The organism is Stenotrophomonas sp. YAU14A_MKIMI4_1 (assembly GCF_003086855.1).
Taxonomy (GTDB): domain Bacteria; phylum Pseudomonadota; class Gammaproteobacteria; order Xanthomonadales; family Xanthomonadaceae; genus Stenotrophomonas.
In genome coordinates this window covers 1,194,700-1,210,362 of sequence record NZ_CP025998.1, presented here as the reverse complement: position 1 = coordinate 1,210,362, position 15,663 = coordinate 1,194,700, and the positions used below count along the sequence as shown (strand labels likewise).

The window sequence follows — 15,663 nt, the reverse complement described above, 5'->3', positions numbered from 1 at the left end:
CCGCCGGGCATGGCCCGGCGCTACCCGCGGGCGTTCAGACCACCAGCTCGCCCTGGTCTTCGCCGTCCCAGTAGTGGATGCGCTGCGCATGCACGTGGATCAGCACCAGTCCCGGCGTGTCCACGCCCTGCTCGAACCAGCGCTCCAGATCTTTCACCCAGTGTTCGGCCAGCACCGCGCGTTCGCGGATGATGGAGGCACGGCCTTTCACGTGCACGAACAGCGGCGGCTTTCCCAGCAGTGACTTGCTGCCGGTGAAACCCAGCGCGACCTTCGGGTCGGTTTCGATCTGGCGCACCATTTCCGTGCTTTCCAGCGCGAAGAACCAGCTGTCGCCGTCGTAGTCCACGTCGCCGTTATTGCTCATCGGGCGGCCATCGATCTCGCCGGCGGCATGGGTCTGCAGCATCGCAAAATCGATGCCAGCCATTTTCTTCGCCAGTTCGGGCAGGGTCAGCGTGGTCATGGTTCGGTCTCCGGGGGCGTGCGGCCAGCGTCCACCCGCGCAGGTAAGGCGGGCGTGCAGGTCCGTCGCGGCGGATTTCACGCGCGCGCCAGGCCCGGATCAGATCCAGCGCTGGTCCAGCAGCTCCCGCTTCACGTAGGCGTAGAACACCGGTGCGGCCACCAGCCCAGCCAGGCCGAAGGCCGCTTCCATCACCAGCATCGCCAGCAGCAGTTCCCACGCACGTGCCTGGATCTCACCGCCGACGATGCGCGCGTTGAGGAAGTACTCCAGCTTGTGGATGACGATCAGGTACAGCAGCGCCGCCACCGCCACGTAGAACGACACCGACAGCGCCACAATGGTGATGACGGTGTTGGAAATGATGTTGCCCACCACCGGCAGCAGGCCGGCCAGGAAGGTGATCAGCACCAGCGTCTTGGACAGCGGCAGGTGCACGCCGAACAGCGGCAGCACGCCCAGCAGGAACACCGCGGTGAACACGGTGTTGAGCAGCGAAATCTTCACCTGGGCGAACACCACCTGGCGGAAGGCCACCGCCAGGCGCGTGGTGCGGCCGACCAGCTCCTGCGCCAGCGGGCCCATCTTGGGCAGCGGCAGTTCGTCGTACAGGGCGATCATCGCGCCCAGCACCATGCCGATCAGCACGCGCACGCCCACCTGCACCACCGACGTACCGGCCACGCCCAGCTGCCGCTGGTGTTCGGCGGCCCATTCGTTCAGCGCCTCGCGCAGCCGGGTCAGGTCTTCGGGAATGTAGGGCTGCAGCAGCGCAGGCACCTGGTGGCGCGAGGTGTTGAGGATGTCCATCAGCCGCGCCAGCAGCACGTCCGGGCCACCGGTCTCGTTGCGGAAGAACGAGGCCACGCCGATGCCGGCCAGCACCAGCGCACCGATGATGACCGCCGACAGCAGGATGACCGCGAAGGCGCGTGCGCGACCCGGCGGCAGCTTGCCTTCCACGGTATTGGCCAGCACGTGGGTCAGCTGGAACACCAGCAGGCCCGACAGCAGGGTGACCACCAGGCCCAGCTTCAGTGCCAGCCACATGCCCAGCAGCATCAGCAGCCAGGCGGCGATGCGCGCGGCGGGGGGCTTGGGCAGGGCAAGGACGGCGTCGTTCATGGCGGTGCATTCCGGCGGGGTGGCCCATGGTAGTGGATTGTGCGGGCACGGCCGGCGCACACTGGCGCCCCCCCTGCCGCAAGGACGCCCCATGTACCGCCTGCTGTGCATCCCCCTGCTTGCGCTCGCCGCCGGCAGCAGCTTCGCCGCCGACACCACGCCCGTGCCGCCGCAGGTGCAGGCCGACGTGGAAGCCATCGCCCGCGAACTGCTGAAGGTGCAGCGCAGCGACGTCGAGCTCTCCTGCCCGAAGGCGGTGGAGAACGCGCGCTACGGCCTGGAAACCATGCTGGAGGTGGGGGCGAAGAACGCCGCCGGCGGCTACATCGATGCGGCGAAGTACGAGGCCATGGCCGCGCCGATGCGCGAACTGCTGCCGCAGATCACCGAAGCCGACTGCGAAGGTGCAAGCGATGGCCAGCGCGATTTCTACCAGTGCATGTCCAGCGACTACAACCACGTGCTGGCCTGCGCACAGGCGCACCTGAAATAAGCGCACCTGAAGTAGTCGCACGCCCTGCTCTGCGGCCGCCGCTCAGCCGTTGGCCGGGGCGGCCGTCGACCCGCGCAGCATCAGGCTGAAATCCAGCGTCTGCTGCAGGGGAACATCGACGCGCTCGATGATGGCCAGCAGCAGGCTGACCGCACGCGCCCCAATGTCCCGCATCGGCTGGCGGATGGTGGTCAGCGGCGGCGTCAGGAAGCGCGACGAGGCCAGGTCGTCGAAGCCGACGATGGACACCTGGTCCGGCACGCGGATGCCCAGATCGCGGCATGCCGAGAGCGCACCCAGCGCCATCTGGTCGCTGAAGCAGAACACCGCGGTCGGCGCGAGCGGGCGCGCGAGCAGTGCCGTGGCCGCCGCATGGCCGGACTCCAGCGAAAAATCACCGGGGACAACACTCAGGCCGCGCAGCCGGCCGCGCGCCTTGCCGGCCGCGCGCACGCCTTCCAGCCGCTGCTGGTGCAACGGGTTGTCGGGCGGGCCGCCGACCACGGCAATGCGCTCATGGCCGAGGGCATACAGGTGTTCCATTACCGCGCGCGCAGCGGCGGCATTGTCGATATGCACGCTGGGAATGCCCAGCGCGGGATCGAATTCGCAGCCATTGACCACCGGCGCGGCCACGCCCAGCGCTTGCACGATCTCGCGCGCAGTGGGCGGCAGGCGATGGCCGAGCACGATCAGGCCGTCGGCCTCGTTGCGCCGGAGCATCTGCGCATAGCGCTCCTCGCGATCGGGCTGGTGCTGGGTATCACCCAGCAGCACGGCGTAGCCGGCGGCCTGTGCCGCATCTTCGGCACCCTGCAGGATCTGCGCGAAGAACGGATTGGCGATGTCCGGCACGGTGACCAGGATCTTGCCACTGCGCTGGGTCTTCAGCGTTCGAGCCACCGTGTTGGGCACGTAGCCCAGCTTGGCGGCGGCCTGTTCGATGCGCGCCCGGGTGGCGGGCAGCACTTTGTCCGGCCGCGACAAGGCCCGCGACACCGTGCCGGCCGACACGCCTACGTGTTTTGCGATGTCGTAGATGGTGGCCATGGTGTCAGCTCTGGTTGCGGCTGTGCACTGCACAACGGGTCTGCGGAAAGCCCATGCTAGGGTAATGCAATCGATTGCATGCGGGGTGAATCACCTTGAAGACGCTCAAGGGTCCGGCGCTTTTCCTGGCGCAGTTCATCGGCGACAACGCTCCTTTTGATCGGCTGGACACGCTGGCCGGATGGGCCGCGGGCCTGGGCTATTCTGGCGTACAAGTGCCCACCACTGCGCCCCACCTGTTCGATCTGGCCGAGGCGGCGCGCAGCCAGGCCTACTGCGACGATGTCGCGGCCATGCTGGCCGGGCACGGTCTGCAGATCACCGAACTGTCGACCCACCTGCAGGGCCAGCTGGTCGCCGTCCATCCCGCCTATGACACTCTGTTTGACGGGTTCGCACCGCCCGCGCAGCGCGGCGATCCTGCCGCCCGCCAGGCCTGGGCCGTCGATCAGCTGTTGCTGGCGGCGCAGGCCAGCCAGCGCCTGGGGCTGACCGCACACGCCACCTTCTCCGGCGCGCTGGCCTGGCCCTACCTGTATCCCTGGCCGCAGCGCCCCGCCGGTCTGGTGGATGAAGCCTTCGCCGAACTGGGCCGCCGCTGGCGCCCGATCCTGGATGCCTTCGATGCCTGCGGCGTGGACCTGTGTTTCGAGATCCATCCGGGCGAAGACCTGCACGACGGGGCAACTTTCGAGCGTTTCCTCGACGTGGTCGACCACCACCCCCGCGCGAAGATCCTCTACGACCCCAGCCACCTGCTGCTGCAGCAGATGGACTACCTGGGCTTCATCGACCGCTACCACGCGCGCATCGGCATCTTCCACGTGAAAGACGCCGAATACCACGCCAGTGCCCGCAGCGGCGTGTATGGCGGCTACCAGGACTGGATCGACCGTCCGGGCCGGTTCCGTTCGCTCGGCGATGGCCAGGTCGACTTCAAGGGCATCTTCTCGAAGTTCGCGCAGTACGACTTCCCCGGCTGGGCGGTACTGGAATGGGAGTGCTGCCTGAAGCACCCCGAGGACGGCGCACGGGAGGGCGCCGCCTTCATCCGCGACCACATCATCCGGGTGACCGAGCGCGCCTTCGATGACTTCGCTGACAGCGGCACCGACGCCGCATCACTGCGCCGCATGCTGGGAATCTGAGCCGACACCGCCCCGGGAGGGCAAGCCATGACGCACGCCATGTCGCGCTTGGGCGCGATGATGTTTCTGCAGTTCTTCATCTGGGGAGCGTGGTTCGTGACCCTCGGCACCTACCTGGTGCAGGGCCCGCTGCAGGCCAGCGCCAGCCAGGTGGCCACCGCATTTCTCAGCCAGTCGATCGGTGCGATCGTCGCCCCCTTCCTGGTCGGCCTGATCGCCGATCGCTACTTCGCCGCGCAGCGCATCCTGGCGGTGCTGCACCTGGCCGGCGCGGTGCTGATGTGGCTGGCCTCCACGGCCACCAGCTTCAGCCTGTTCTCCGCCTGCGTGATGGGCTACATGCTGCTGTTCATGCCGACGCTGGCGCTGGCCAACAGCGTGGCGATGCGGCACATGCAGTCGCCGGAAAAGCAGTTCCCGCTGGTGCGGGTGGCCGGCAGCATCGGCTGGATCATCGCCGGGGTGCTGATCGGCTGGCTGGGCTGGGAACAGGCGCACCGGCTTGAACTGACGTTCCGGATGGCGGCGGTGGCATCGCTGCTGCTGGGCCTGTACGCTTTCACCCTGCCGCACACGCCGCCGCTGGCGCAGCAACGCGATGCCGGGCTCGGGCAGATCCTCGGCCTGGATTCGCTGCGCCTGCTGAAATCGCGCGCCTACCTGGTGTTCTTCCTGGCCTCCATCGCCATCTGCATCCCGCTGTCGTTCTACTACAACTTCACCAACCCCTATCTCAACGATCTGGGCGTGCACGGCGCGGCTGGGCTGCAGTCGCTGGGCCAGGTGTCCGAAGTGCTGCTGATGCTGGCAATGCCGTTCCTGTTCGTGCGGCTGGGGGTGAAGACCATGCTGGCGGTGGGCATGGCCGCCTGGGTGCTGCGCTATGCGCTGTTTGCCTTCGGCGATGCCGGCAGCGGCTTCTCGCTGCTGGTCATCGGCATCGTGCTGCACGGCATCTGCTACGACTTCTTCTTCGTCACCGGGCAGATCTACACCGATGCACACGCTGGCCCGGCCGCGCGCAGCAGCGCCCAGGGCTTCATCACCCTGGCCACCTACGGCGTGGGCATGTTGATCGGCACCTTCCTGTCCGGCGCGGTGGTGGAGCACTACACCACCGCCGCAGGGCCCGACTGGCAGCAGATCTGGCTGTTCCCCGCCGGCGTTGCATTGGTCGTGCTGATTGCCTTCCTGCTGCTGTTCCGCGACCGCCCCGCCGTTGCGGCGGCGCCCACCACGCACTGAGGAGCGCCGTCGATGCCCAAGCTTGGAATCGCCATCGTCGGCACCGGCATGATCGCAGCGGTGCACCGCCGCGCCGCCCTGCTGGCCGGTGCCGACGTGCGCGGCGTAGCGGCATCCACGCCGCAGCGCGCGCGCGATGTGGCGCAGGCGTGGAATGTTGCGCGCGCCTACCGCGATATCGACGACGTGGTTGCCGATCCGCAGGTGCAGGTCGTGCATGTGTGCACGCCCAATCACCTGCACCGGCCCATGGCACAGGCCGCACTGGCCGCCGGCAAGCACGTGGTCTGCGAAAAGCCGCTGGCCACCACCCTGGCCGATGCGCAGGCGCTGGCCGCGCAGGCCGCATCCAGCGGGCTGCTGGCCACGGTGCCGTTCGTCTATCGCTATCACCCGGTGGTGCGGGAAGCACGCGCGCGCATCGCCGCCGGCGACATCGGCCCGCTGCATCTGATCCACGGTAGCTACCTGCAGGACTGGTTGCTGGACCCTGCCAGCAACAACTGGCGCGTCGACCCGGTGCTGGGCGGCACCTCGCGCGTATTCGCCGACATCGGCTCGCACTGGTGCGACCTGGTGGAGTGGGTCAGCGGCGAGCGCTTTGCCGAAGTCAGCGCGGCCTTCGCGACGGTGATCGCCGAGCGCAGCGCCGGCGGCGCACAGAGCTTCAGCACACCGGCGGCAGGCGGCGCAACGCAGGCGGTGTCCAGCGAGGACGTGGCCACGGCGATGTTCCGTACTGGTGCAGGCACGCTGGCGTCGCTGACCGTCAGCCAGGTGTCGGCGGGGCGCCACAACCGCCTCTGGTTCGAGATCGACGGCGCCAACGCCAGCGTGGCCTTCAACCAGGAAGATCCCGAGCGGCTGTGGATCGGCCGGCCCGACCAGCGCGAGGAGACCTTCGTGCGCGGCCCCGGCGCCGGCAGCGCCGAGCAGCGCCGGCTCTCGGCCTTGCCGCCCGGCCATGCGCAGGGCTACGCCCAGTGCTTCGAGGCGTTCGTCGCCGACACCTATCGCGCCATTGATGGCGAGCGGCCGCAGGGCCTGCCCACCTTCGAAGACGGCCTGCGCTCGGCGCTGATCGTCGAACGCGTCATCGCATCGGCCAGGTCGCGCGCCTGGGCCACCATTGAATGAACCCCGGGAGCATGCACCGATGAAGGCATCAACAGGAAGGATCGCGACCTTGGCACTGCTGCTGTTCACGGCCCTGCCCGCGTTCGCCGCGGAAACCCGCAGCCCTGAAAAGCCCATCGCGGTGCAGATGTACACGCTGCGCAACGCTGGCTCGCTCGACCAGCAATTGAAAATCGTCCACGACGCGGGCGTGCAGGCGGTGGAAACGGTCGGCACGCAGAATGTCAGCGCCGCCGAACTGAAGCAGCTGCTCGACAAGTACGGAATCAAGGCGATCTCCTCGCACACGGCACTGGCCGACCTGCGCAACGACCTTGATGGCGCGGTGGCCTTCAACCGCGCGATCGGCAACACCACGCTGGTGGTGCCCTACCTGGACAGCAAGGACCGCCCGCGCGATGCCGCAGGCTGGACCGCACTGGGCCAGGAACTGGGGCGCATCGCCAAACAGGTGCAGGCCCAGGGCATGCGCCTGGCCTACCACAACCATGATTTCGAGCTGGTCGACTTCGACGGCCGTACCGGTCTGGAACTGTTGTTCGACGCTGCCGGCCCCGACCTGCAGACCGAGCTGGACCTGGCCTGGGTGGCGCGTTCGGGCCATGACCCGGCGGTGATGCTGGGCAAGTTCCGCGGCCGCCTGTTCGCGGTACACGCCAAGGACAACGCCGCCAAAGGCCAGGCCGAAGACGAAGGCGGATTCGCCGCCGTCGGCCAGGGCGTGCTGGACTGGAACGCGATCCTGCCGGCCGCGGCCGACGCGGGCGTGAAGTGGTACATCGTCGAGCACGACCAGCCCCGCGATCCGGCCAAGGTGATCCAGACCGGCGCCGACTACCTGCGCAAACACCTCACTGTCAGCCTGCCCGCCCGCGCATCGCGCTAGCCCGCCAAGGAGCTTCGTTTGAAAACTGTCCTGACCCTGGCCCTGACCCTGTGCACGGCGGCCGCTGCGCTCCCCGCCTGGTGCAAGGAAGATCCCGCTGCCGGTGCCAAGCTGTACGCGACCAACTGCGTGGCCTGCCACGGCGCGGACCGTGCGGGCATGCCCGGCGCGTTCCCTGCGCTGACCGACATCGGCAAGCGGCTGCCGCCTGCACAGATCAAGGAAAAGATCAGCAAGGGCGGCGGGCTGATGCCGCCCTTCCCGCACCTGTCCGCGCAGGAGATCGATGACATCGCCAGCTTCCTGGCGAAGTAGGCGCGGCCGTTACAGCTCGCGCACCCAGATGTTGCGGTAGCTGACCTTGGATGCGTGTTCCTGCAGATACAGCGGCGCGCATCCATGTGGCGAGTACGACGGCGCACCGATGTATTCGGTCAGGCCTGCAAGCACCGTGTCGTTCTGCACCAGCACGCCGTTATGCAGCACGGTGATGCGCGCCGGCGAGGTCAGCCCACCACCGGCCGAGAAGCGCGGCGCCTTCCAGATGATGTCGTACACCTGCCACTGGCCGGGCGCGCGCGAGGCATTCACCAGCGGCATGGCCTGTTTGTAGATCGACCCGGCCTGGCCGTTGGCGTAGGTCGGATTGTCGTGGCTGTCGAGCACCTGCAGCTCGTAGCGCTCCTGCAGGAAGATGCCGCTGTTGCCGCGGTCCTGGCCATCGAAACCCTTGGTTTCGGTGGGGCTGCGCCACTCGACGTGCAGCTGCATGTCGCAGAAGCGCTGCCGGGTGCGGATGCCCTTGCTGCCCGGCACCACGGTCATCGCACCGTTGGCCACTGTCCACGGCACAAGGCCGCCCTGCTCGGCCTCCCAAGCGGACACATCCCTGCCATCGAACAGCACGATCGCATCGGACGGCGCAGCGCCGATTGGGGTTGCGACGGCAGGCACCGCTGCCCACACCTCGGTCTTCGCCGGGTCGCGCTCGGCGCCGGCCTGCGCGAACACCGGCACCGCCGCCAGCACGCCGGCGGCCATCAAGAAAGGTCTGATCATCCTGTCATGCTCCATCAGCTGGTGGCCCAGGCCGGCGTGCCTGGCGCGTAGGCCATGTCGCCATCGTAGCGTCCCGGCACGGCGACGTAGTGCAGTACTTCGGTCGCGCCCTGTTTTGAGGTGAAGAAGCCGAAGATGGCCAACTGCTTGATCATGGTGAACGGATGCGGCATCGCCTTCGCCGTCTCGGCGGTACCGGTCTCGCTCACGTCCACTGTGCGCCTGCGGGCTTCGGCATCCAGCGTGCGCAGCAGATCGGTGCGCGCCTCGGCTGCAAGGGCGACGAAGCTGCCGCCCGCACGCTTTTCGATGTCGGCCAGGCCGGCACGGAACGTGGCCTGCTGCCGTGCGGTGTAGCAGTCGGTCACGAACCGCGCCATGAAGGCGCCGGTTGCCGCGTCCTTCGCGCCGGGTGTCTGCGTGCGCGGCAGGATGGTCTCGGCGATCTCATCGAGCGTAGCGATCTCGGCGTCGGTAAAGGACACGCCCGCCGCGGCCGCTGGCAGCTTGCCGCTGGCCAGCGCAGGCAGGCCGACCATGGCCGCACCGGTGGCGGCAACGATCATCTTCAACAGTTCACGGCGGTCCATCACAGATTCCCCGCTTTCAGTTCACGCACCGCGTGATCGGCCGCCCGCGCGGTCAGCGCCATGTAGGTCAGCGACGGGTTCACGCAGGCACTGGAGGTCATGCACGCGCCGTCGGTGACATAGACGTTGGGCGCATCCCAGACCTGGTTGTGCGCGTTCAGCACCGACGTCCTGCGGTCACGCCCCATGCGCGCGGTGCCCATTTCGTGGATGCCCTTGCCCGGGGCGTAGTCGTTGTCGTGCATCTCCACGTCCTTGACCCCGGCCGCTTCCAGCATCTCGGCCGCGTCGGCCGCCATGTCCTTGCGCATCGCTTTTTCGTTCTCGCGCATCGCCACGTCCATCGCCAGCACCGGCAGCCCCCACTTGTCGTTGCGGTCGTGGTCCAGGCGGATCGTGTTGTCGTGGTGCGGCAGCATTTCGCCGAAGCCGGTCATGCCGATGCGCCAGTCACCCGGCAGGCTCAACGCCTCCTTCAGGTCGGCGCCGATGTTCAGCTCGGCAATCTCGCGCGACCAGCCGTTGCGGCTGGCGCCACCCTGGTAGCCGAACCCGCGCAGGTAGCCGCGCTTGTCCGCTGCAACATTGCGGAAGCGCGGGATGTAGAAGCCACAGGGGCGGCGGCCGAAGTAGTACTTGTCGTCGTAGCCTTCCACGCGCCCCGATGCGCCCGCGCCGAAGTGATGGTCCATCACGTTGTGCCCCAGCTCGCCGGACGAGGACCCCAGGCCCCCTTCCCAGACATCGGTTGCCGAGTTCATCAGCAGCCAGGTCGAATTGAACGACGAGGCATTGAGGAAGATGACCTTGGCCGTGTACTCGTAGGTCTGGCCGGTCTCGGCGTCGAGGACCTGCACGCCACGCGCGCGCTTGCGGTCCTTGTCGTAGAGCACTTCCTTGACGATCGAGAACGGACGCAGTGTCAGGTTGCCGGTCTTCATCGCCGCCGGCAGCGTCGCTGCCTGGGTGGAAAAGTAGGCGCCAAACGGGCAGCCGAGGATGCACTTGTTGCGGTACTGGCAGTTGACCCGGCCCTGCTCGGGCATGGGCTTTGTGATGTTGGCGGTGCGCGAATGAATCATGTGGCGCGTGCCACCGAAGGCTTTCTGGATGCGCGCGGCCACGTCCTTCTCGACGATGTTCAGCGGGATCGGCGGCAGGAACTCACCATCAGGCAGAACGTCCAACCCCTCGCGCGTGCCGGCGATGCCAGCGAACTTCTCCACGTGGTCGTACCACGGCGCGATGTCGGCATAGCGGATCGGCCAGTCGGTGGCGATGCCGTCCTTGAGGTTCGCTTCGAAATCCAGATCGGAGAAGCGATAGCTCTGCCGCCCCCACATCAGCGAACGGCCACCGACGTGGTAGCCGCGGAACCAGTCGAAGCGCTTCGTTTCAATGTAGGGCGAGTCCTGTTCGTCGGCCCACATGCCCTCCAGGTTCTCGGCCAGCGCATAGTCGCGCATCAGCACCGGGAAGGCCGCCTTCATCGCCTGGGTCGGCCGGTTGCGATGCGGGAAATCCCACGGCTCCTTCATCGCATTGACGTAGTCCTTCACGTGCTCGATGTTGCGCCCGCGTTCGAGCATCAGCACCTTCAGACCTTTCTCGGTCAGTTCCTTCGCTGCCCAACCGCCACTGATTCCCGAGCCAACAACGATGGCGTCGTAATGATTATCTGCCATGGGTCTATCACCTGGGTGGATATCGTTTCAGACGTCGCAGAGACGGATCGCCTCGCGCAATGAGCCAATGGGATCGGGCAACGCAGGCATGAATTCCTGTGCCAGATACCCATCAAAACCGGTGTCGCCGATCGCGCGACAAATGGCCGGATAGTTCAGTTCCTGCTGGTCGCCGATCTCGTGCCGGCCAGGCACGCCTGCGGTGTGGTAGTGCTTGAAGTACGCGTGGTCCCGACCGATGGTGGCGATGATGTCGCCTTCCATGATCTGCATGTGGTAGATGTCGTAGAGCAGGCCGAAATTGTCCGAGCCGAGCCGCTTGCACAGCTCCACGCCCCAGGCCGAGTGGTCGCACAGATAGTCTCGATGGTCCACGCGGGAGTTCAGCAGTTCCATCACCAGTACGACGCCGCGTTTCTCGGCGTGGCCGAGGATGCGCTTGAGGCCGGCTTCGGCGTTGGCCATGCCCTGCTGCGGGTCCATGCCATTGCGGTTGCCGGAAAAACAGATGAGGTTGCGATAGCCGGCATCGGCTACCAGGTCGATGTGCCGCGTGTAGCGCGCCACCAGTTCATCGTGGAATTCGCGGCCGGCGAAGCCCTTGGTCAGGCCCAGCTCCGCGCCGTTGCACATCGAGCTGTCCACGCCATGTGCCTTCAAGGTGGGCCAGTCCTCCGGGCCAACCAGGTCGATGGCGGCAAAGCCGAGGCCCTTCACGGTCTGGCAGAGCTGGGCGACCGACAACTGCGGGAAGGTCCAGCGAGCGACAGCGTGCTTCAGGCGGCCTTTGAGGGGTGCAGCATCGGCGGGGACGGGCAACGCGCCTGCAGCGGCAACACCCAGTCCCACCCCCCCGGCAAGTGCGACACGCAATGCGTCCCGGCGTGTGAAGCCCGGCGCCGGTGCCGGTCCGCTTGAATGAATGGCCATCCACTTACCGGCCTCCCAACCGGTAGCAAACGCAAACGATTCACTGCAATGCAATCGATTGCACCATACGGGAGGAAGTATTTTTTTTGCAAGACGCGGTGCACGAAAACGCATGCTGCGGGGCACCACTGCGATGACATCGCGGAAAAAGAAAAGCCCCGCATGAGCGGGGCTTTCTTTTCTGCTGCAGACGCGCGTTCGATCAGAACGGAATATCGTCGTCAGCGAAGTCGTCCATCGGCGGTGCCTGCTGCGGCTGCGGGCGCTGGTTGCCACCCTGGTTGCCATAGCCGCCGCCCTGGTTGCCGCCCTGGTTGCCGTAGCCGCCACCCTGGTTGCCACCGCCCTGGTTGCCGTAACCACCGCCCTGGCCGCCACGCTGGCCACCGCCACCGCCGCCGTACTCCTGGCGCGGTGCCTGCTGGCGCTGCGGACGGTCGCCGCCGTAGTTGCCGCCACCGCCGCCGTCACCGCGGCCGCCCAGCATCTGCATTTCATCGGCAATGATGTCGGTGGAGTACTTCTCCACGCCATCCTGGCCGGTGTACTTGTCATAGCGCAGGCTGCCTTCGACGTAGACCGAGCTGCCCTTGCGCAGGTACTCGCCAGCGATCTCGCCCAGCTTGCCGAAGAACACCACGCGGTGCCATTCGGTGCGTTCCTGCTGGTTGCCGTCCTTGTCCTTGCGGACGCTGGTGGTGGCCAGGCTGATGCGGGTGATCGCCATGCCGCCCTGGGTGTACTTCACGTCCGGGTCGTTGCCGAGATTGCCGACCAGGATGACTTTGTTGATGCCGCGCGCCATAGGTACCTTCGTCCGTTGTCCAAGGGCAGGCCGCCAGTGATAGCACGCCGTGACCGGGCATGCCGTGGCCGGGGCCACCCTTGGTGAAATTTGGGGGATGCAAGAACGGTACATCTTAACATCGCCACCGGCCAGCGCCTGCCCTGCGACGACCGGCGCAGCCGGGCGGAACCCGGGAAAATCGTTGCAGGGCAATGATTTGCGGCTGAAGAATCGGGGCTCTCCGGGCCGCCGTGACCCGCCCGGCGCGCAATCCGGCCGGTTCGATGCAGACAGTGGCGCAGCACGCGACCTGCGCCACGGCCATGGCAGATGCGGCACGGTCACGAGCGGGCCAACGCCTGTCTCGGCCGGGCCCACCGCATGGCATCATGCGTCCTGCACCGCCCGTTCTTCCCCACCCGGACAATGACGATCAAAGGCAAAGCCACTTCCCTGGACATCGCCCACCTGGCCGGGGTGTCCCAGCCCACGGTGTCGCGCGCCCTGCGTGGCAGCCCGATGGTGAATGCGGAAACCCGCGAGCGCATCCTGCGCATCGCCCGCGAGCTGAATTACAAGGTCGACAAGAACGCCTCCAGCCTGCGCCTGCGCAATGCCGGCACGCTGGCGTTGCTGTTCTTCGAAGACCCCACCAACGACGATTCGCTGATCAACCCGTTCTTCCATTCCATGCTGGGCTCGATCACCCGCGCCTGCGCCCTGCACGGGCAGGACCTGCTGGTGTCCTTCCAGCAGCTGTCCACCGACTGGCAGGCCGACTACGAAGACAGCAACAAGGCCGACGGCATCATCCTGCTGGGCTACGGCGATTACCACCAGTCGCGCGACCGCCTGCAGCGGCTGGTCGAACAAGGCACCCATTTCGTGCGCTGGGGCGCGGCCCTGCCCGGCCAGCCCGGGGTATCGATCGGCAGCGACAACTTCCAGGGCGGGCATGACATCACCGGCCATCTGCTCGACCAGGGCTGCCGCCGCATCGCCTTCCTCGGCCACGCGTCCAGCCATTACCCCGAATTCGAAGAGCGCTATCGCGGCCACGTGGCAGCGCTGCAGGCACGCGGCCTGACTGCCGAGCCGGCATTGCAGCACGATGCGATCACCACCGAAGCCTCCGGCTACGAGGCCTGCCTGCAGCTGCTGGGCAGCGGCGGCCCGATCGATGCCATCTGCGCGGCCAGCGACCTGATCGCCATTGGCGCGCTGCGTGCCCTGCGCGAACGCGGCCTGCGCGTGCCGCAGGACGTGGCGGTAACCGGCTTCGACGATATTCCGCTGGCAGCCTCGGTATCGCCGCCGCTGACCACCGTGCAGCAGGACACCAAGCAGGCCGGGCAGCTGCTGGTGGAAAAACTGCTGGCGCTGATCAACGGCCAGCCCGTGGACGGCCTGAGCATTCCGGTGAAACTGGTCGCGCGCGAATCCTCGCTGCACCGGTAACCGGTAGAGTCGAGCTTGGTCGACTGGCCCCTTGGTAGAGTCGAGCTTGCTCGACTGGCCCCTTGGTAGAGTCGAGATCCTATGTTCGTGGTCAAGTCTGCTGGAAGCAGGCTTCACCCACTTTCAGCATGCTCGGGTCGAAATCCCGGCCGCTCTTGAAGACGCCCCACGCGATTCTGGCCAGCTTTCTGGTGAAGTGACCCCCTGAAGTTGGACAGGTGGGGGATCAGGCGGCCAGCGCGGCCTGCTCCCGGTACTGTACGGGGCTCAAGCCCTTTAGTTTCAAGCGGATACGATTCTCGTTGTAGTACCGGATGTACTCCACCAGCCCAGCTTCCAGGCTATCGATGCTGTCAAAGGTGTTCAGGTAGAAAAATTCCGACTTCAGGGTCCCGAAGAAGCTTTCCATGGCCGCGTTGTCCAGGCAGTTGCCACGCCGGGACATGCTCTGTTTCAGCGAGTGCTTTTCGAGCTTGTGGCGGTAGTTTTCGTGTTGGTAGTGCCAGCCTTGGTCGGAGTGGATCATCGGACGATCTTCCGGTGAAAGCCTCCTGATCGCTTGGTCCAGCATTTCACCCACCAGGTCAAACACGGGCCGGCGCTTCATCTGGTATGCCACGATTTCGCCGTTGTAGAGGTCCATGATCGGCGAAAGATAGAGCTTCATGCCCTGCACCTTGAACTCGGTTACATCGGTCACCCACTTGCGATTGGGCATCTCAGCCTCAAACTGGCGGCCCAGGTCGTTGGGAACCACGACATTGGCCGCTCCCTTGAACGCGCGATAGCGCTTGATGCGTACCCGCGAGCGCAGGCCCAGTTCGGTCATCAGCCGCTGCACCCGCTTGTGGTTGATGGCTTCGCCCTGATTGGCCAGCTCCAGCGTTATGCGGCGGTAGCCGTAGCGCCCTTGGTGCTTGTCGTAGATCGAGCGGATGCGCTCACGCAGTTCCTCCTCACCCCCGTCGGGATGGGCCAAGGCATTGATCTGGTAATAGAACGTGCTGCGAGAGAGCTCAGCCGCCTCGAGCAACAGCGGCAGCGCGTAGGTCTGCCTCAATCCTTGGATGGCTTGCGCTTTGCGCGCTGCGCCGCCTGCTCTTCCCGGATCAAGGCATCGAGTTTTTTTAGGTAAGCGGTCTCCGCACGCAGGTAGGCCACTTCCTTGAGGAGCTCATCGCGGCTCATGTCCTCGGCGGGCTTGGACGAGCGGGTCTTTTTCATCGGCTTTTGAGGCGGTAATGGTGGCAGTGCCAACGCTTGGGCACCCCCGTCAGCATACAACCGCCGCCATTCACCCACCGCGCCGGCGCTGCCGATCTGGAAGAAAGTGGTGGCCTCACGCGCGGACATGCCGTCCTGACTCATCTTCTCCAAGACGGCCAGCTTGAACTGGAGATCGTAGGACCGGGGTTTGCGCTCAAACCCCGGTCGCCCATGCAGCCGGTAGGTCGCTGCCCAGCGCCTCACCGTGGAGAACTCCAGGCCATGGCGGCGGGCAACGGCCTTGACCGATGTGGAGGTGTTACAGGCCTCTTCGGCGACCTGCAATTTGAAACAAACCTCATATCTATTCATGCAAACCTCGGGGTCGGATTAGGTGT

General features: G+C 66.3%; 16 protein-coding genes. 7 read left to right on the top strand and 9 right to left on the bottom strand.

Annotated features, from left to right (window positions below; all coding sequences use genetic code 11):
* Positions 1-34: 34 nt before the first annotated feature.
* Together C1931_RS05535 and C1931_RS05530 are read right to left on the bottom strand one after the other, a co-directional pair.
* Positions 35-466, bottom strand: a complete 432-nt coding sequence (locus tag C1931_RS05535) for a pyridoxamine 5'-phosphate oxidase family protein (RefSeq protein ID WP_108755641.1) — start codon at positions 464-466, stop codon at positions 35-37.
* 99 nt (positions 467-565) lie between these two features.
* Positions 566-1,591, bottom strand: coding sequence for an AI-2E family transporter (locus C1931_RS05530; protein ID WP_108752436.1), 1,026 nt, complete (start codon positions 1,589-1,591; stop codon positions 566-568).
* A gap of 91 nt (positions 1,592-1,682) precedes the next feature.
* Between C1931_RS05530 and C1931_RS05525 the strand changes: the two genes are divergently transcribed.
* Entirely contained in the window at positions 1,683-2,084 is a 402-nt protein-coding gene (locus tag C1931_RS05525) for a hypothetical protein (protein ID WP_108755640.1), read from the top strand.
* A gap of 42 nt (positions 2,085-2,126) precedes the next feature.
* Here C1931_RS05525 and C1931_RS05520 read toward each other — a convergent pair whose 3' ends face one another.
* Positions 2,127-3,134 (bottom strand): LacI family DNA-binding transcriptional regulator, encoded by a 1,008-nt coding sequence (locus C1931_RS05520; protein WP_108755639.1) that lies wholly within the window; start codon positions 3,132-3,134, stop codon positions 2,127-2,129.
* Between the two features lie 95 nt (positions 3,135-3,229).
* Here C1931_RS05520 and C1931_RS05515 point away from each other — a divergent pair, with 95 nt between their 5' ends.
* From C1931_RS05515 to C1931_RS05495, 5 genes are read left to right on the top strand one after another with little or no spacing between them, the layout of a single operon-like run.
* Positions 3,230-4,282 (top strand): sugar phosphate isomerase/epimerase family protein, encoded by a 1,053-nt coding sequence (locus C1931_RS05515; RefSeq protein ID WP_108755638.1) that lies wholly within the window; start codon positions 3,230-3,232, stop codon positions 4,280-4,282.
* A 27-nt stretch (positions 4,283-4,309) separates the two neighbouring features.
* Positions 4,310-5,527: a nucleoside permease gene (locus C1931_RS05510; RefSeq protein ID WP_108755637.1), complete on the top strand. Its 1,218-nt coding sequence runs from the start codon at positions 4,310-4,312 to the stop codon at positions 5,525-5,527.
* 12 nt (positions 5,528-5,539) lie between these two features.
* Positions 5,540-6,664, top strand: a complete 1,125-nt coding sequence (locus C1931_RS05505; RefSeq protein ID WP_108755636.1) for a Gfo/Idh/MocA family oxidoreductase — start codon at positions 5,540-5,542, stop codon at positions 6,662-6,664.
* A gap of 19 nt (positions 6,665-6,683) precedes the next feature.
* On the top strand, positions 6,684-7,550 hold the full coding sequence (locus tag C1931_RS05500) for a sugar phosphate isomerase/epimerase (protein WP_108755635.1): 867 nt from the start codon (positions 6,684-6,686) through the stop codon (positions 7,548-7,550).
* 18 nt (positions 7,551-7,568) lie between these two features.
* Positions 7,569-7,865, top strand: coding sequence for a cytochrome c (locus tag C1931_RS05495; RefSeq protein ID WP_108755634.1), 297 nt, complete (start codon positions 7,569-7,571; stop codon positions 7,863-7,865).
* A gap of 9 nt (positions 7,866-7,874) precedes the next feature.
* Here the strand turns inward: C1931_RS05495 and C1931_RS05490 are convergent, their stop codons facing one another.
* The 5 genes from C1931_RS05490 to ssb form a co-directional block, all read right to left on the bottom strand.
* Entirely contained in the window at positions 7,875-8,624 is a 750-nt protein-coding gene (locus tag C1931_RS05490; RefSeq protein ID WP_199913910.1) for a DUF1080 domain-containing protein, read from the bottom strand.
* Positions 8,624-9,199: a gluconate 2-dehydrogenase subunit 3 family protein gene (locus C1931_RS05485; RefSeq protein WP_108755632.1), complete on the bottom strand. Its 576-nt coding sequence runs from the start codon at positions 9,197-9,199 to the stop codon at positions 8,624-8,626. The genes C1931_RS05490 and C1931_RS05485 overlap by 1 nt, the downstream gene beginning before the upstream one ends.
* The gene (locus C1931_RS05480) at positions 9,199-10,884 is read right to left on the bottom strand and encodes a GMC family oxidoreductase (RefSeq protein ID WP_108755631.1); all 1,686 of its coding nucleotides are present in this window, start codon (positions 10,882-10,884) and stop codon (positions 9,199-9,201) included. Before C1931_RS05480 ends, C1931_RS05485 begins: the two co-directional genes overlap by 1 nt.
* Before the next feature lie 27 nt (positions 10,885-10,911).
* Entirely contained in the window at positions 10,912-11,814 is a 903-nt protein-coding gene (locus C1931_RS05475) for a TIM barrel protein (protein WP_108755630.1), read from the bottom strand.
* A gap of 202 nt (positions 11,815-12,016) precedes the next feature.
* Entirely contained in the window at positions 12,017-12,619 is a 603-nt protein-coding gene (gene ssb, locus C1931_RS05470; protein WP_108755629.1) for a single-stranded DNA-binding protein, read from the bottom strand.
* A 408-nt stretch (positions 12,620-13,027) separates the two neighbouring features.
* Here ssb and C1931_RS05465 point away from each other — a divergent pair, with 408 nt between their 5' ends.
* Positions 13,028-14,059 (top strand): LacI family DNA-binding transcriptional regulator, encoded by a 1,032-nt coding sequence (locus C1931_RS05465; protein WP_108755628.1) that lies wholly within the window; start codon positions 13,028-13,030, stop codon positions 14,057-14,059.
* Between the two features lie 226 nt (positions 14,060-14,285).
* Here the strand turns inward: C1931_RS05465 and C1931_RS05455 are convergent.
* A protein-coding gene (locus tag C1931_RS05455; protein ID WP_108755627.1) for an IS3 family transposase occupies positions 14,286-15,637 on the bottom strand; the annotation gives its coding sequence in 2 pieces (ribosomal slippage) (positions 14,286-15,190 and positions 15,190-15,637; 1,353 coding nt in all).
* Between the last annotated feature and the right edge of the window lie 26 nt (positions 15,638-15,663).